Here is an 18,046-nt window from a genome sequence, read left to right as displayed (position 1 = left end):
TAAAAAGGGAGAGGAGAATAGATGAATCAAATCAAATGTCCGCACTGTGGGCAAGTTTTTACGGTTGATGAGTCAGGTTTTGCAGATATACTTGCACAAGTTAGAACACAAGAATTTGATGCAGAAATTCATGCGACACTTGAAAAAGAAAAAGCGTTATTAGCTGTTCAAGCAGATGCAACCGTCTCTGATTTTAAAAATAGACTCGAAAAAGTTGAGCTTGAAAAACAAAGTTTGGCTGAGAAACAAGATGCTGCCTTGCAATTGGTTGCAGAGCAGACGAAAGCGACGTTTCAAGATGAAATTGCTGAGCTGAAAGTGAAATTGTTAAGCCTTGAGTCTGAAAAAGAGCTAGCCCTACAACAATCTGTTGCTGCTAAAGAAAAAGAATTAGCTCAGCTTGAAAAACAACGTGATGATATCCAAACACAGTTGCTTTTATCAGAAAAAGAACAAGAATTAAAGCAAAATGCTGTTAAAACAGAGTACGAACTCTTACTCAAGGCTAAGGATGATGAGGTTGAATTTTATAAGAATTTCAAGGCACAACAATCCACGAAAGCAATCGGTGAGAGCTTAGAAAATTTTGCTGAAAATGAGTTTAATAAAGTGCGTGCGACCATGTTCCCAAGAGCTTATTTTGAAAAGGATAACGATGCGAGAACAGGGAGTAAAGGCGATTTCATCTATCGTGAACAAGATGAGTTTGGTAATGAAATCATCTCGATCATGTTTGAGATGAAAAATGAAGGCGATCAAACCGCCACCAAGCATAAAAATCGTGATTTTTACAGAGAATTAGATAAAGATCGCAAAGAAAAAAATTGTGAATATGCAGTCTTAGTGACCATGCTTGAAGCTGATAATGATTACTTTAATACAGGTATTGTCGATGTGTCACATGAATATCCTAAGATGTATGTGGTAAGACCCAACTTCTTTATTCAGCTCATCGGCTTACTTAGAAATGCTGCCATGAATGTCTTGTCTTATAAACAAGAAATGGCCATGATACGCGAACAAAATATCGATATCACGACATTTGAAGCAGATCTAGATGTATTTAAAACAGGATTTACAAAAAACTACACCTCTGCTAGTAAAAACTTTGCCAAAGCAATCGATGAGATTGATAAATCAATCAAGCGCATGGAAGAAGTTAAAAAAGCCTTATTAACGAGTGAGAATCAACTGCGTTTGGCAAACAATAAACTAGAAGATGTATCTGTAAAAAAATTAACCAAGAAAAATCCAACGATGGCAGAAAAATTTGCCAAGTTAAATAAGGTAGACGAATGACAAAAAATGGCATTTTAAATATATATAAAACAGCAGGCATGACGAGTCATGATGTTGTCTTTAAGTTAAGAAAAATTTTACAAACCAAAAAGATTGGTCATGGTGGGACACTTGATCCTGATGTGACTGGTGTTTTACCGATTGCGGTAGGACAAGGGACGCGTGTGATTGAGTTCATGACAGAGGCAGGTAAAGTCTATGAAGGCGAGGTCACACTTGGCTTTTCAACAGAGACTGAGGATGCGAGTGGTGTTGTGATTGACACAACGCCTGTCCTATCTCAACCAAGTGAGGATGAGATAGATGCCGCTATGGCTGAGTTTGTCGGGGAGATTACACAAATTCCACCGATGTATTCAGCTGTGAAAGTCAATGGCCGAAAACTTTACGAGTATGCACGTGCTGGTGAAACAGTTGAGCGTCCAACGCGTCAAGTCATCATTTCTGAATTTACTAGAACGTCACCGATTAGCTATGATGAAACCACATCAGTCGCACGCTTCACGTTTAAAGTGGGGTGCAGTAAAGGGACTTATGTGAGGACTTTAGCTGTTAATCTTGGTGAAAAATTAGGCTTTGCCAGTCACATGTCTGCACTACAGCGCACGGCATCAGCAGGCCTTACGATTGATCATGCGTTTAGTTTAGCAGATATCGAGGCGTTGAAAGCTGAAGACCGCTTAGCTGAAGCATTTCTGCCGATAGAATACGGCGTCTCAGATTTAGAAAAAGTTGTCTTGACGGATGAACAAGTGAAAGAAGTAGGGTTTGGTCGGTTTGTGACGGTAGAGGCGACTAATGATGTCATCGCTGCCTTTCATGCCGATAAATTAATTGCTATTTTAGAAAAAAGAGACGCAACACGATACAAACCCAAGAAGGTTTTAATATGAAAGTAATAAAGTTTAACGAAGCAGTAGTTGATCAAGCGCCGACTATATTGGTGCTTGGCTATTTTGATGGCTTACATCTAGGACATCAAGCGCTTTTTGAAAAAGCACGTGCATTAGCCAGTGAAAAAAATGCGACGATTTCTGTCTTAACATTTCCAGAAAGTCCGACATTAGTCTTTAAAAAATTTAATACAGATTTATTCAAACATTTGACGTCAAAAGCTAAACGTTGTCAGTTATTTGAAGACAATGGTGTTGATTTTCTTTACTTTACCGATTTTACCAGTCATTTTGCGAAACTGACGAGTCATGATTTTATTGCAAATTATATTCGCCACTTATCAGTCGCCGCTATTGTTGTAGGCTTTGATTATCAGTTTGGATCTGATCATGCCGGTTTAGAGGCGTTATCAGCATATGAGACCTATCAGATCGATAAAGTCATAGCTGATGGTCAAAAAATATCATCAACAGCTATCCGACAAGCGATTTTAGATGGTGATGTGACACGTGCCAACCAATTACTAGGTTACGCCTATGAGGTGACAGGGATTGTTGTGCATGGTGAAGCGCGTGGGCGTACAATCGGATATCCTACAGCAAATATCGCATCTAAAGATAGCCAGTATATCCCAGCTATCGGTGTATATGTTGTTGATATCGAGGTATCAGGCAAACGATACCGTGGCATGGCCTCTATCGGCTATAATGATACCTTTGGTGGTAAAAATAAAACCTTAGAAGTACATATTTTTGATTATCGTGATGAAATTTATGGTGAAACCGTTACCGTTTATTTCTTGCAATTTATTCGTGGTATGATTAAGTTTGATAGTGTGGCAGATTTGATCACACAAATGGAAAGTGATGAAAAAACATCACGAGAGTTTAACGCTTGATACAGGTGTATAAGAACGCTGAGACTATAGCTATTAGCCGATTTCTAGCGTTCTTTTCAGTTATCAAACGTGAAAAAAATTAAGTGAAGCTAGCTTGATCAAAAAGCAAGGATCAGCTTGATTTACAATGAAAGAAACAATATGAAAACAGTTAGTCAACGACCAACATCAGCTTACATACATATTCCTTTTTGCACACAAATCTGCTATTATTGTGACTTTGCAAAAGTATATATCAAAAATCAACCAGTAGATGACTACATCACAGCACTTTTAGCAGAGTTTCATGCTGCTAACATCTCTGTGCTAAAAACGATTTATATTGGTGGTGGGACGCCGACAGCACTGTCTGCACCACAACTAGATAGATTGCTTTCAGGGATTACACAGCACTTGGATTTGTCAGCCTTAGAAGAATTTACCGTTGAAGCTAATCCTGGTGATTTATCAGATGATAAGATCGCGGTATTAAAAGCACATCATGTCAATCGTGTGTCCCTAGGTGTACAAACGTTTAATGATAAATTATTAAAAAAAATCGGTCGTAGTCATACGGCACAAGATGTGTTTGATAACATCGGAAAATTAAGACAAGCAGGCTTTGAAAATATCACAATCGATTTAATCTATGCCTTACCAACTCAAACACTAGCTGATGTCAAAAAAGATGTTGCAACGTTATTGACGTTAGACTTACCCCATGTTGCGCTTTACTCGCTTATTTTAGAGAATCATACGATTTTTATGAATAAGATGCGTCGAGGAAAACTTGATCTGCCGAGTGAAGATTCAGATTTTGAGATGTACACTTATATTATTGACCAACTTGAAGCTGCGGGGTATGACCACTATGAAATTTCAAATTTTGGGAAAAAAGGGTTTGAGAGTGCACATAATCTGATGTATTGGGATAATGCGGAGTACTACGGTTTTGGTGCAGGTGCTAGTGGATATGTTGACGGGATACGTTATAAAAATCACGTGCCAATCCATCATTACATCAAGCATCTTGATAAGCAAGTCATCAAAGAAACACTAACCTTAAAAGAACAGATGGAAGAAGAACTCTTTTTAGGATTAAGAAAAAAAGAAGGTGTGAACATGGCAGCCTTCACAGAAAAATTTGGTCAAGACTTTGAAACAATCTATGGTGATGTTGTCGCTTTGCAAATGAGTAAACATCTTTTATCTAAAAATGAGGAGAATGTTTTCATGACTCGTCAGGGTATGTTGTTAGGTAATGACGTCTTTGAGGCGTTTTTACTAGACGATGAGAGATAATTTTTGTTATAATGAAATAATGAATATTATGAGGAAGCGTTTGACATTAGTTGGTGCACTTATAGTTGTCTTTTTTCTAACTGTTTTTATGCTTGTGTTCATCAGTTTATCACTTACAAAATCTAGTGTTGGGACTGACGAGTTTAAGCCTGTCGATACAGCGACCTTTGATCGGAATGTGGATATAACTAAGCCCATTATCGATATTTCTGGGTGGCAATTGCCGAGTGAGATGGATTATGATCAGCTCGCCAACCAAGTAAATGGTGTGATTGTACGTGTACAACATGGCATCAGTATGAAAAAAACAAATAATGCGGCTTATAAAAATGGACTGGATAAGGCCATGTCCACACATATTAAAGAATTTCAAAAAAGAAATGTTCCCGTTGCAGTATACGCCTATATAAATGGTAAATCAGAAGAAGAGATGCGAAAAGAAGCGGATGCTTTTTACGATCGTGCTGCTGAATTTAATCCGACATATTGGTGGTTAGACGTTGAAGAAGTGACCATGAAAAAAGACTTCAACGCTGGTGTGGAAGCCTTTAGGCAACAATTAGCAAAACGTGGTGCCAAAAATATTGGTATTTATACGCAAGATTGGTTTGTGACCGCAAACAATATAGATGTCAGCCACTATAGTAGTGTCTGGTTGGCACATTATGGTCGTGATACTGGTTTTTGGGACACATCACCAGATACGACGATTGGATATGATCTACATCAGTATACTAGCCGAGGGAAGTTAAATGGCTTTGCTGGTGATTTGGATTTTAACCGTGTCACAAATGTTTCTGATTATAACAAGATTTTTAATCATGGACACTTAATGAAATAGCTAGATAAAAAACGCCATTTTAGGTGTTTTTTTGGTAAAATGAAGGTATGTTAACTTACAAAAAGAAATATACCGTGCCTTATTATGAAAGTGATGCCAATGGCAATATGAAAGTGCCAAGTCTTTTGAATGTCGCCTTGCAGCTTTCAGGGGAACACTCTTTTAGTATAGGCGTTAGTGATGATTGGCTAAAAGAGACTTATAATTATACTTGGGTCGTGGTCGAGTATGCGATGGAGATCAATCGTTTACCGCGTTTTACAGAGACGATTACAGTAGAAACCTTTGCAAAAAGTTATAATAAATTCTTTTGTTATCGTGATTATGTCTTTTATGCAGAAAATGGCGAGAAATTACTGACTGTATCGACTACGTTTGTATTATTAGACATCGAGACAAGGAAGGTTGTCCGTGTTTTAGATGAGATTGTTGCGCCTTACAAGGTTGATAAAGTATCAAAAATCATCAGAGGTCACAAGTACCAAGAGCTTTCGACTAGTGAGTGTATCGAAAAAATCTATCATGTTAGATTTAATGATATTGATCAAAATGGTCATGTCAATAACAGTAAGTATTTTGATTGGATGGTTGACCCACTTGGCTTTGATTTTTTAAGCACATACGTACCTGAGAAAATTTATTTAAAATATGTTAAAGAAGTCTTATATGGTGTAGATATTTTATCACGTGTGTCAAGAGATGGTCTAGTTACCACTCATGAAATCAACGCAACAGGCAATCACGCCCAAGCACAAATCAATTGGAGAAAGAAATAGATGAAGGCATATAAAGGATACTTGATAGATTTAGATGGGACGATCTATCTTGGTGAGGAAAAAATTGATGCGGGTACTAGGTTTGTTAAACGCCTACAAGAAAAGAATATCCCGCATCTTTTTGTGACAAATAATACCACTAAGACACCTGAGCAAGTACAGATGCGACTTAAGACGTCATTTGATATTACGACGACACCAGAGCACATTTATACCGCAACATTGGCTACTTTGGATTATATGAAAGATATGGCTAAAGGCGATACAGCCTATGTCATCGGAGAGTCAGGACTTAAGACTGCTATCTATGGTGCGTTTAAGCGAGATACAGAAAACCCAGCCTACGTTGTTGTTGGCCTTGATAATGATTTAACTTATGAAAAATTAACACTCGCAACCTTAGCGATTGCAAAAGGGGCGATGTTTATTGGGACTAATCCTGATCTAAATATTCCTACTGAACGAGGTCTTTTACCTGGTGCTGGTAGTATTAATAAATTGTTAGAAGTAGCGACGAGAGTGAAACCAATTTTTATCGGTAAACCCAATGCCATTATCATGAATAAGGCTGTTGAGCGTATTGGTATGGCGCGTCGTGATTTACTGATGGTGGGCGATAATTATTTGACTGATATTCGTGCGGGTATTGATAATGATATAGATAGCCTACTTGTCACGACAGGCTTTACCAAGGCACAAGAGGTTGCAACGTTACCAATTGCACCGACACATGTCGTGTCAACATTAGATGATTGGCAGTTGTAGGAGATAAGATATGAAAGCTAGCATTCATTTTCTGTTCACACTGATATGGTCAGTTGCTGCAAGTGCTACCTTGACTATTTTTGCCGCATATCCACTATTTTTCGCATTGATGGGGCCACTGAACTTATCTGGGATAACATTTTTAAGTCAAAAAACGATCGCCCATAACTTCAATAAATTGATGAGTTATTTGCTTAATCCATTTAATGAAAAATTAATCATGCCAGATTTTAAGACATCATCAGAAGGATTAAAACATTTTTCTGACGTCAAACACTTATTTTTTGTGGCAATAGTCGTAACGGTGATCTTGCTGATACCAGCTATAAGATTTATCAAACAGAAAACTTACATCCGCTTTTATCAGGAGATTAAGATTTTGTTAGTGATCCCGCTTTGTCTCATCATTTGGGGGATGGTTGGTGGATTTGATTCGATTTTTATCAGTTTTCATAAGCTGTTATTTAGAGATGCGACTTGGTTGTTTGATCCAGCGACAGATCCAGTGATTAATATCTTACCAGAATCTTATTTTATGGGCTGTTTTATCCTATTTGGCATCATTTATTTCGCATTTTGGTCTACACTGTTAGTTAAAGTAAAAAGGAGAATCTAAGTTGAAAAAAATAAATTTAGTGATTATCACAGGTATGAGTGGTGCTGGTAAAACAGTTGCGATTCAATCTTTTGAAGATATGGGCTACTTTACTGTCGATAATATGCCTGCAAACTTGATCGAAAAATTTGTTAGTTTGTTGACAACATCTGATGCAGGCGATATTGATAAAGTTGCCATGGTAGTTGATATTAGAAGTCGACGCTTTTTTGATGACTTGAACGCCATCGTGAGTGATTTGTCTGATAATCCTGCTGTTGACTTTCGTTTATTATTTTTAGATAGCTCAGATGAAGAGTTGGTTGCGCGTTACAAAGAGACACGTCGTAGTCACCCACTTGCAGAAGATGGTCGTGTATTAGATGGTATTACGCGTGAGCGTGAATTATTATCTCCTTTAAAATCTTTTTCACAAAACCTGATTGATACATCAGAGTTAACGCCAAGAAATCTAAGATCACAGATCACACAGCAGTTTGCGACAGAAAATACCAATGCACCATTTAGAATCGAAGTGATGAGTTTTGGATTTAAATATGGCTTACCTTTAGATGCGGATCTTGTTTTTGATGTTAGATTTTTACCAAACCCTCACTATGTCTCTGAATTACGTAATAAAACTGGGTTAGATGATGCAGTTTATCACTATGTGATGGATGCACCTGAGTCAGAATCTTTTTATACCCATTTAATGCAGCTATTAAATCCAATCATTCCAGGCTATGAAAAAGAAGGTAAGTCAGTATTAGTCATTGCGATTGGTTGTACTGGTGGACAACACAGAAGTGTGGCTTTTGCAAAACGTATTTCAGAAGAGTTGAAAACTGGTAATTGGCTAGTGAATACGAATCACAGAGATAAAGATAGACGGAAAGAAACGGTTAATCGATCATGAGAAAACAAAAAATTGTCGTGATTGGTGGCGGAACTGGGATTCCTGTTATCTTAAAAGCGTTAAGAAAAGAAGCTGTTGATTTGACAGCGATTGTGACAGTGGCTGATGATGGTGGCAGTTCTGGTGAACTTAGAGGGGCACTTGATATTGCACCTCCTGGTGATTTGCGTAATGTTCTTGTCGCGATGAGTGATATGCCAAAACTCTATGAGCAAATTTTCCAATATCGGTTTAAAGCAACCGATGGTCCATTAAGTGGTCATCCTATCGGGAATTTGGTCATTGCGGGTGTTTCTGAGATGAGAGGGTCTACTTATAATGCCCTCCAAATTTTATCAACACTTTTTCACGTTCAGGGAAAAATTTTGCCCTCGAGCGAGACAGCACTGACTTTACACGCTGTGTTTAAAGATAAAACAGAGGTTGTTGGTGAGAGTCATATCGCTGACTATCCTGGTACCATCGATCATGTTTATGTTACCAATACTAAAAATAGCGATACACCGTGTGCTTCGAGAGCTGTCGTTGATGAGATAATGGCTGCTGATACCATCGTTATGGGACCAGGTAGCTTGTTTACCTCTATCTTGCCAAATGTTGTCATCCCGGAAATTCGTGATGCATTAATTAACACGACAGCTCAGATTGTTTATGTCTGCAACATTATGACACAACGTGGTGAGACTGAAAGCTTTTCTGATGCTGATCATGTCAAAGTCCTGCATAATCATGTGGGTACTGAGTTTATAGATACTGTCTTGGTGAATGTCGAAAAAGTACCAGATGATTATATGGATAATAATAAATTCGATGAGTATCTGGTTCAAGTGAAACATGATTTTATTGGCCTACAAAATTGTCATGTGCGCGTGATTTCTAGCGACTTTTTACGACTTGTTGATGGTGGTGCATTTCATAATGGTCAAGCAGTTGCTGAGGAAATCATGCGGATTAGTGAGCGACGTAGCTGATGAGTTTTTCAACTGAAGTGAAAAAAGAATTGACAGAACTACCAGTATCTGATGGTGTCCTCATTGCCTTGTTGCGCATGAACGGTGTCCTTGGTATTTCAGGTGGGTTGACGTTATCTGTGACGACTGAAAATGCAAGAACTGCAAGATTTATCTATGCAACTTTGTCAGAAAGTTATCAGATTAGATCAGAAATCAAGACACATCAAAAAACGACACTTTCTAAAAACAGAGTTTATACTATTTTGATCCAAGATGATGTAGCTGATATTTTAGACAGATTTGAATTAGCTGATAGTTTGTTACTCGATCATGGTGTACCTGACTCAGTAAAGTTTGATGAGAAGATGGCAGTCGGCTATCTCAGAGGTGCTTTTTTAAGTAGTGGTAGTGTGACGAATCCTGAAAAAGGCAAGTACCATCTAGAAATAGCCTCGTTTTATGATGAACATGCTAGTGATTTACAAGCGTTATTAGCCAATTTTGGGATTGTGAGTAAGGTGATTGCGCGTAAATCAAAGACGATCACTTATTTATCTAATTCAGAGATGATCCTTGATTTGTTGAGTTTGATCGGGGCAAATGGTGCTAGATTCAAACTAGAGGATGCCAAAATTGTTCGTGAGATGCGAAATATGGCCAATCGACAAACGAATTTTGAAGCAGCAAATATTGGTAAAACCGTCAACGCAGCACAAACTGTGATTGAGGCGATCAAGTATCTCAAGAGCATTGACAAATTACCGGATAATTTGAGAGAAATAGCAGTAGCAAGAATGGCTAATCCTGATGCAACGATTGTTGAACTTGGGAAAGCTTTGGATCCACCCCTTGGTAAGTCGGGTGTGAATCACCGACTACGAAAAATTAAAGCCCTAGCAGAAGAGTTACGCCATTGATTTGATGGCGTTTTTTCTTTTATCCAAAAACACCTATTTTTGACAATTCTAAACTGTGCAAAACAGCAAAAAACTTGATAATATGTAAGTAATGGATTATAATGAATTAATTAACTAAATTTTCAGAAGATTCTATCAGGAGGTGTGGCTTTCAATGGATAACTATATCAAAAAAATAAAGCAAAACTCTATTATTCCTTTAGCATGTTATGACACATATGATGTGAAAAAAGGACTTCGTGATGTCAATGGTAAGGGTGTATTAGCTGGCTTAACCAATATATCAGCTATTCATTCTTTTGATGAAGCTGGCGATCCTATGCCTGGTATTTTAGAATATCGTGCCATCAATATTAAAGATATCTCTAAGCACCTGAAAGCCGAAAATAGATTTGGCTTTGAAGAAGTGACGTATTTATTACTTTTTGGCGAATTACCGACCAAGTCTGAATTAGCTGAATTTAAACAAGCATTAGTTGCTAAAAGACAGTTACCTGATGAATTTGTTCGTGACATTATTATGAAAGCAACGTCAAGCGATATTATGAATTCGATGAGTCGAAGCATCTTATCATTAGCAGCGTTTGACGACAAGGTCAATGATGTGACACTGGAAAATGTCTTAGATCAGTCTCTTTCTTTGATTGCAAACTTTCCCTTGTTAGCCATCTATGCCTATCAAGCTTATAACCATATCGAAAATAGAGAAAGTCTTTATATTCATTATCCAGATGAAAGCTTAACGACCGCAGAAAACATTTTGCGTTTATTGCGCCCTGATAAACAGTTTACTGATACAGAAGCAAAAGTATTAGACCTTGCCTTGATTTTACATATGGAACATGGTGGTGGGAATAATTCAACGTTTACGACACATGTCGTCACAAGCTCTGGTACAGATACCTATGCTTCTGTTGTCGCATCACTATCAAGTCTTAAAGGCTCTAAACACGGTGGTGCTAACATTAAAGTTGCAAAAATGTTAGATGATATCAAAGCTCATGTCAAGGATCCTCAAGATGAAACAGAGATTTTTGACTACTTATGTAAAATTTTAAATAAACAAGCTTTTGATAATAAAGGCTTGATTTACGGTATGGGTCATGCCATCTACTCTGTATCTGATCCACGGGCTGAGGTATTGAAATCTTATGTTAAAGAATTAGCAGCAGAAAAAGGTTTGCAAGATGCTTATGCCTTCTATAAAAAAATTGAACGGCTAGCACCTCTTGCTATTGCACAAGAACGCAACATTTATAAAGGTGTATCTGCTAATGTGGATTTCTACAGTGGCTTTGTCTACCAAATGCTAGGTTTACCTGAGGAGTTGTATACCCCTTTATTTGCTATAGCAAGAATTGTTGGTTGGAGTGCGCATCGTATGGAGGAGATGTTGAATATGAATAAAATTATTCGCCCTGCATATGAAAGTGTCTTAACCACGAAAACATACATCGAAATCGAAGATAGGGAGCAATGATCGTGAAAAAATATGAACAAGTCTTAACTGTAAATGATGTCGCCTATACTTACTTTGATATCAAGGCAGCTATCGATAATATTGATACGCTACCTTATGCTTTGCGTATTTTAGCTGAAGGGATTATCAGAAATTTTGATGGCAGTAAATTCACGCAAGAACATCTCAGTATGTTACAAAATTATGATGGTAAAACGCTAGATAGTGGCGAAATTCCATTTAAACCAAGTCGGGTTATTCTTCAAGATTTCACAGGTGTACCAGCTGTTGTGGATCTAGCTGCCATGAGAGATTCTGTCAATAAATTAGGTGGTAATCCACAACTCATTAATCCTGAAGTTGCTGTCGACTTAGTCATCGACCACTCTTTACAAGTTGATTTTTCGGGTTCAAAACAAGCGTTAGAAATGAACGCTAAACGTGAATTTGAACGCAACCGTGAGCGTTATGAGTTTCTAAAATGGGCAACGGAATCCTTTGAAAATTTCCGAGTTGTGCCACCTGCAACAGGGATTATTCACCAAGTCAATATTGAGTATTTATCTGACGTTGTAAATGTGAAAGATAATGTTTTACTACCAGATACCGTGTTTGGTACAGATAGCCATACGACGATGATCAATGGTCTTGGTGTCCTTGGTTGGGGTGTCGGAGGGATAGAAGCGGAAGCCGCGATTCTCGGAGAAGCGTCATATTTCCCTATGCCTGAAGTGATAGGTGTTCGTTTTGTTGGTAAACTCAATCCACTAGCAACGGCAACAGACTTGGCTTTAACGATGACCAAAATCTTACGTGATCAACATGTTGTTGGCAAGTTTGTAGAATATTTTGGTCCAGGACTAGCTAGTTTGACCCTTGCAGATCGTGCAACAGTTGCAAATATGGCACCAGAATATGGTGCGACATGTGGCTATTTCCCGATCGACCAAGAAACACTGGATTATTTAACTAAAACAAACAGAGATGCTGAGTTAATCTCACGAGTTGAGACCTATGCTAAAGCGAATCATTTGTTCTACGATGAGACTAAAGAACCAGTATATAATCAAGTGATTGAGGTTGATTTAGCAACCATAGAAACCTACCTATCAGGACCTAAACGTCCACAAGACTTGATTCCATTGGGTGAAATGGCGAGCGAATTTGACACATTTTCTAAAAGTATCACTTCTCAAGCAGCAGACGATGCTTCATTGGTAAATGAAGGGGATATCGTCATCGCTGCCATTACCTCATGTACCAATACAAGTAATCCTTATGTGATGATGATGGCAGGGCTGCTAGCAAAAAATGCTGTTGATAAAGGGCTTACTGTACCTAAAACCGTCAAAACATCATTAGCACCAGGCTCGAAGGTTGTAACAGCCTATTTAGAAAAAGCAGGTTTGATAGAGCCGCTCGCTGCACTTGGCTTTGATGTGGTTGGGTACGGGTGTACAACTTGTATCGGAAACTCTGGACCACTTGATGATGCTGTATCTGAGTCTATCATCGATCAAGACCTTCTCGTTACCTCAGTCCTTTCAGGAAATCGTAACTTTGAAGGCCGTATACATCCCTTAGTGAAAGCTAACTATCTTGCTAGTCCACCATTAGTCGTGGCTTATGCTATTGCAGGCAATGTCAAGAAAGACTTGACTGTAGAGCCATTAGGGACAGACCAAACAGGACAAGCGGTCTATCTAAAAGATATCATGCCTGACTATGATACTGTAAAAGCTAAGGTCGATCAATACGTCACACGTGGCTTATACGAAACTTACTATGCACATATTTTTGATGCAAATGAGGCATGGAATAACATCAAATCATCTAAATCTGAAACGTATCCATGGGATGAAACCTCTACTTATGTTGCGAATCCGCCTTACTTTGACACACTCAGTTTATCAGAAGATACGACGCATAAACCATTAACAAATATGCGTGTTTTAGCAAAATTTGGTGATTCAGTGACGACCGACCATATTAGTCCTGCAGGAAATATTGCTATGAAATCACCAGCTGGTGAGTTTCTTGAAGCAGCTGGTGTTGCCCCACGCGATTTTAACTCTTATGGTAGTCGTCGTGGTAATGACAAAGTCATGACAAGAGGTACGTTTGCCAATATTCGGATTAAAAATTTACTAACACCAGGTATCGAAGGTGGTGTCACACGCTATCAAGATGACGTATTACCGATATATGATGCAGCCTTGAAATATAAAGCTGATCATACACCACTTGTTGTCTTAGCAGGTAAAGATTATGGGATGGGCTCTTCTCGTGACTGGGCAGCTAAGGGAACCAATCTATTAGGCATTAAAGTAGTTATTGCTGAAAGTTTTGAGCGGATCCATCGGAGTAATTTAGCCATGATGGGCTTGATTCCACTCCAGTTTTTACCAGGAGAAAGCGCGGATAGTCTTGGCTTAACAGGGTTTGAAACTTATGAGGTTGAGATGCCTGAAAATCCAGAAATCGGACAGTTAGTCACAGTTCATGCTGATGATAAAACTTTCCAAGCACGCTTACGTTTTGACTCTCAAGCAGATTTGGAATACTATGCAAACGGTGGTATTCTGCAAATGGTGATTAGAAAAAAGGTGACAAATGGCTAAAATTAACATGAGTGATGGGAAATTATCAGTACCAAATCAACCAACAATTCCCTATATTATTGGCGATGGTGTCGGTGTAGATATTTCTCCTGCCATGATTGACATTGTGGATACGGCTGTCCTTAAAGCATATGATGGTGAAAAAAAGATCGAGTGGCAAGAACTTGCAGCTGGTCAAGAGGCGTTTCAAACACTTGGTGATTACTTACCTAAAGAAACGCTGACAGCTTTGACAGAAAATTTAGTTGCGATCAAAGGGCCTTTGATGACACCAGTTGGCGAAGGGTTTAGAAGTTTAAATGTTACGTTAAGACAATCCTTTGATTTATTTGCAAATGTGCGACCTATTACTTATTTTACAGGTGTCGAATCGCCAGTCAAACATCCTGAAAAAGTTCAGATGACAGTATTTCGTGAAAATACAGAAGATATCTATGCAGGTATAGAGTTTGAAAGTGAAAGTCCTAGAGCACTAGCCTTGATTGAGAGACTGAAAACAGAGTTTGGCATCGATAAAATTAGATTTGACAAAACCTCTGCTATTGGGATCAAACCAGTGTCACCAGAAGGCTCTAAAAGATTAGTCCGTGCTGCGTTTGAATATGCGATTGCCAACGGCAAAAATCGACTAACTTTAGTACACAAAGGTAATATTATGAAATTTACCGAGGGTGGCTTTAAAAAATGGGGCTATGAGGTCGCACAAGAGTATCCGACTTTTACTGTCAATACTTTTAATCAGATTAAAGCTGATGAAGGCCTTGATGCTGCAATAGCTGCTAAAGAAAAAGCATTAGCAGATGGTAAGATTTATGTTGATGATGCCATCGCTGATAACTTTTTACAACAAATTTTGATCAAGCCAGAACAATATCAGGTTGTTGCGACATTAAACTTAAATGGTGACTATATTTCTGATGCCTTAGCAGCGCAAGTGGGTGGTATAGGTATCTCACCAGGGGCAAATATCAACTTCGAAACAGGACATGCTATTTTTGAAGCGACTCACGGAACTGCACCAGATATTGCTGGATTAGGTCTTGCTAATCCGTCTAGTTTACTTTTATCAAGTGTGATGATGCTCGAGTTTATGGGATGGCTAGATGCTGCCAGCTTGATTAAGCGAGCTTTGAGCAAAACGATTGCTGATGGCCACACAACACGTGATTTAGGTGGCACTTTAACAACAGCTGAATTTACAGCTGCGATTATTGCTAATTTTTAGGAATTGTTAGCGAATCTTTTATTTCTCATTAAGACGACAGTGCTGTATGTTTATAGCACTGTTTATGTTATGATTATGAGAATAGGATAAGGAGTTGTATTGTGAAAAAAAGGGAAAGACAAGAGCGAAAGCGACAGCAAAACACTAAAGAAAAGAAAATTATTGGCTTGATTATGCTGCTATTGGTTGTTTTAGTCATCATTTTAATCGTTAATGGCGAAGTGACTAGTCCACTAGGAGCTAAAAAAAGACAAGCAAATGCAACACAACAAACTGAAACGACTAAAAAGTCTTCAAACACTGGTAAACAGCAAAAAGCTGGTGTCGCTACCATAATGGCAAGTGGAGATATGTTATATCATGATGTTGTGTATGGTAGTGCGTTTGATGGTCAAACTTATGATTTTTCAAATGATTACGAACAGATAACGCCACTCGTTTCATCAGCTGATCTGGCATTAGGTGATTTTGAGGGGACGATTAATCCCAATATGCCGCTAGCAGGCTATCCGATTTTTAATGCACCTGAAGCTGTTGTATCATCAATCAAAAATGCGGGATATGATGCCATAGACCTTGCGCATAATCATATTTTAGATACAGGGATTAGTGGGCTCGTCTACACTGCAAACGCATTTCAAAAGGCAGGCGTGGATACGTTTGGCGTGAATGTGCCAGATGATAAGATTTTAGTTAAAAAAGTTAATGGGATTCGTATCGCTATTTTAGGCTTTAGTTATGGGTTTAATGGCATCGAGCAGACTATTAGCCAGTCAGATTATGATAAATATCTGAATGACTTGACGATGACAAAAGTAGAGAAAAAAATCAAGGCTGCTAAAAAAATTGCTGACTTAGTTGTTGTCATGCCACAGTCAGGTGTCGAGTATAATCTTGAAGCAACACCAGAACAAGTCGATACTTATCACAAAATGGTTGATTTTGGCGCTGATATCATCTTTGGCGGACATCCACATGTGGTAGAGCCTACGGAGACGATTGATAAAGATGGTGAAAAGAAATTTATCATCTATTCTATGGGTAATCTGCTCTCTAATCAGAGATATGAGACCCTTGAAAACTACTGGACAGAACGTGGTGTCATCATGGAAGTTCAAGTAAAAAAAGCCAATAACAAAACGAAACTGACAGCAGTTAAAGCACATCCAACATGGGTATCTAGAGAGCCGATTAATCGAACATTTTTAGGTTATCCTGCTTATGATTATCAAGTATATCTCGCAGAAGATTACATTAAGGGTGGAAAATATGCTGATAAAGTATCCCCTGACAAACAAGCACGTATCGAGACAGCTTATCATGAAATGATGCAGCACTTAAATATTAAATTTTAAATATAAACGGATTAAAGTGATATTTTTTCATTTGTAAAAAGTATCACTTTTTCCTGTAATTTTCAGAAAAAAGGATTATAATATAAGTATTGATTAGAAAGGTCGCAGCATTTAAATGAAAATTTATTTTCAGTTTATGTACATTCTCCTATTTTCGATAGTCGGAGAATTTTTATCGACAGGATTAAACCTGCCAGTTCCAGGCTCGATTATCGGGATGGTCTTATTGTTTATATGTTTAAAGTTCAAGTGGATTCGATTACGTCAAATTTATGATGCAGGTCAATTCTTAATTGAGAATATGACGATTCTCTTTTTACCAGCTGGTGTAGGGATCATGAGTCATTGGAACTCTATTTCAAAATACTGGTGGCAAATTACAGTGATATTTTTAGTTGCTATTGTGGTCAATATCGCAGTGATTGGGTTTGTGACTCAGTTTGTTAAACGTCGTTTTGAGGGGGATTTTAAAAAATGAAAGAAGTCTTCTCAAACCCACTATTTGGGTTAACACTTACAATCTTTGCTTATTTTATCGCAGCACAAATTCACCGAAAATGGACAACACCAGCCACAAATCCTTTGTTAATTGCGGTAATTATGGTCATCATCTTCTTAAAATTAACAGGAATTTCATATAAAGCGTATTATGTAGGGGGATCTTATCTAAATACCTTGATTATTCCGTCTACAGTCGCTCTAGGTATTCCGTTGTATCAGGCCTTTAAGTTAATGAAATTCCATTATAAGAGTATTTTATCTGGTGTCATCATTGGTGCTATCGTAAATACAACCTTAACAGCGATATTAGCAAAACTATTTGGTATGCATTATTTTCTTGCTATCAGTTTATTCTCTAAGTCAGTAACGACTGCCATGGCTATTGGTATCACCAGTAAGATGGGTGGGATGGCAACAGTGACATTAGTGGTTGTTGTCTTAACTGGTATTATCAGCTCAGTCATTGGTCCTGTATTGCTAGACTTATTTGGTATAAAAGATCGTGTCGCCAAAGGTGTTGCACTAGGTGGGACAGGGCACGCGATAGGAACTGGTGCAGCCATGCAGATTGGTCAGATAGAAGGTGCAATGGCAGGATTATCTATCGGTGTCACAGGGATTGTCTATGTGATTGTCAGTCCAATTATTGCCGCTATCATTCTTAAATAAGGTTAGTAAAAATGCCACTAAAAAACAGGTATCAAGCCAACAATCCTAAGCATTTAGGGTTGTTTTTTATTAGTTAATTCT

At 38.1% G+C, this 18,046-nt stretch carries 17 protein-coding genes; all 17 read left to right on the top strand.

Annotated features, from left to right (window positions below):
* Positions 1–21: 21 nt before the first annotated feature.
* The 17 genes from RU87_RS07125 to RU87_RS07045 all read left to right on the top strand — a co-directional run bounded on the left by RU87_RS07125 (position 22) and on the right by RU87_RS07045 (position 17,965).
* Positions 22–1,299, top strand: a complete 1,278-nt coding sequence (locus RU87_RS07125; protein WP_068163227.1) for a DUF2130 domain-containing protein — start codon at positions 22–24, stop codon at positions 1,297–1,299.
* On the top strand, positions 1,296–2,192 hold the full coding sequence (truB, locus tag RU87_RS07120) for a tRNA pseudouridine(55) synthase TruB (protein WP_068163230.1): 897 nt from the start codon (positions 1,296–1,298) through the stop codon (positions 2,190–2,192). The genes RU87_RS07125 and truB overlap by 4 nt, the downstream gene beginning before the upstream one ends.
* Complete coding sequence (locus tag RU87_RS07115) at positions 2,189–3,091, top strand: bifunctional riboflavin kinase/FAD synthetase (protein WP_068163233.1); 903 nt, start codon at positions 2,189–2,191, stop codon at positions 3,089–3,091. The genes truB and RU87_RS07115 overlap by 4 nt, the downstream gene beginning before the upstream one ends.
* A gap of 141 nt (positions 3,092–3,232) precedes the next feature.
* A complete protein-coding gene (gene hemW / locus RU87_RS07110; RefSeq protein WP_068163238.1) occupies positions 3,233–4,372 on the top strand; it encodes a radical SAM family heme chaperone HemW in 1,140 nt (379 codons plus the stop codon).
* 19 nt (positions 4,373–4,391) lie between these two features.
* The gene (locus RU87_RS07105; RefSeq protein WP_231860444.1) at positions 4,392–5,213 is read left to right on the top strand and encodes a glycoside hydrolase family 25 protein; all 822 of its coding nucleotides are present in this window, start codon (positions 4,392–4,394) and stop codon (positions 5,211–5,213) included.
* A 47-nt stretch (positions 5,214–5,260) separates the two neighbouring features.
* Complete coding sequence (locus RU87_RS07100; protein WP_068163244.1) at positions 5,261–5,989, top strand: acyl-ACP thioesterase domain-containing protein; 729 nt, start codon at positions 5,261–5,263, stop codon at positions 5,987–5,989.
* The gene (locus tag RU87_RS07095) at positions 5,990–6,754 is read left to right on the top strand and encodes a TIGR01457 family HAD-type hydrolase (protein ID WP_068163246.1); all 765 of its coding nucleotides are present in this window, start codon (positions 5,990–5,992) and stop codon (positions 6,752–6,754) included.
* A 10-nt stretch (positions 6,755–6,764) separates the two neighbouring features.
* Positions 6,765–7,370, top strand: coding sequence for a TIGR01906 family membrane protein (locus tag RU87_RS07090; RefSeq protein ID WP_068163249.1), 606 nt, complete (start codon positions 6,765–6,767; stop codon positions 7,368–7,370).
* A 1-nt stretch (position 7,371) separates the two neighbouring features.
* Positions 7,372–8,265 carry an RNase adapter RapZ gene (rapZ, locus tag RU87_RS07085; RefSeq protein WP_082782177.1) on the top strand — a complete coding sequence of 298 codons (894 nt, stop codon included), beginning with the start codon at positions 7,372–7,374 and terminating at the stop codon, positions 8,263–8,265.
* Positions 8,262–9,236 (top strand): gluconeogenesis factor YvcK family protein, encoded by a 975-nt coding sequence (locus RU87_RS07080; RefSeq protein ID WP_068163251.1) that lies wholly within the window; start codon positions 8,262–8,264, stop codon positions 9,234–9,236. The genes rapZ and RU87_RS07080 overlap by 4 nt, the downstream gene beginning before the upstream one ends.
* Positions 9,236–10,135: a DNA-binding protein WhiA gene (gene whiA, locus RU87_RS07075; protein WP_068163258.1), complete on the top strand. Its 900-nt coding sequence runs from the start codon at positions 9,236–9,238 to the stop codon at positions 10,133–10,135. The genes RU87_RS07080 and whiA overlap by 1 nt, the downstream gene beginning before the upstream one ends.
* 154 nt (positions 10,136–10,289) lie before the next feature.
* Positions 10,290–11,615 carry a citrate/2-methylcitrate synthase gene (locus RU87_RS07070; protein WP_068163259.1) on the top strand — a complete coding sequence of 442 codons (1,326 nt, stop codon included), beginning with the start codon at positions 10,290–10,292 and terminating at the stop codon, positions 11,613–11,615.
* Entirely contained in the window at positions 11,612–14,215 is a 2,604-nt protein-coding gene (acnA, locus tag RU87_RS07065) for an aconitate hydratase AcnA (RefSeq protein WP_068163262.1), read from the top strand. The genes RU87_RS07070 and acnA overlap by 4 nt, the downstream gene beginning before the upstream one ends.
* Positions 14,208–15,440 (top strand): NADP-dependent isocitrate dehydrogenase, encoded by a 1,233-nt coding sequence (icd, locus tag RU87_RS07060; RefSeq protein WP_068163264.1) that lies wholly within the window; start codon positions 14,208–14,210, stop codon positions 15,438–15,440. The genes acnA and icd overlap by 8 nt, the downstream gene beginning before the upstream one ends.
* A gap of 173 nt (positions 15,441–15,613) precedes the next feature.
* Positions 15,614–16,795: a CapA family protein gene (locus RU87_RS07055; RefSeq protein ID WP_082782183.1), complete on the top strand. Its 1,182-nt coding sequence runs from the start codon at positions 15,614–15,616 to the stop codon at positions 16,793–16,795.
* A gap of 115 nt (positions 16,796–16,910) precedes the next feature.
* Positions 16,911–17,273 carry a CidA/LrgA family protein gene (locus RU87_RS07050; RefSeq protein ID WP_068163268.1) on the top strand — a complete coding sequence of 121 codons (363 nt, stop codon included), beginning with the start codon at positions 16,911–16,913 and terminating at the stop codon, positions 17,271–17,273.
* Positions 17,270–17,965 (top strand): LrgB family protein, encoded by a 696-nt coding sequence (locus RU87_RS07045; protein WP_068163273.1) that lies wholly within the window; start codon positions 17,270–17,272, stop codon positions 17,963–17,965. Before RU87_RS07050 ends, RU87_RS07045 begins: the two co-directional genes overlap by 4 nt.
* The last annotated feature ends 81 nt before the right edge of the window (positions 17,966–18,046 follow it).

The organism is Pseudolactococcus plantarum, assembly GCF_002441715.1.
Classification (GTDB): Bacteria; Bacillota; Bacilli; order Lactobacillales; family Streptococcaceae; genus Pseudolactococcus; species Pseudolactococcus plantarum.
The sequence above is the reverse complement of the archived record's forward strand: the minus strand, read 5'-3'. Positions and strand labels throughout refer to the sequence as shown.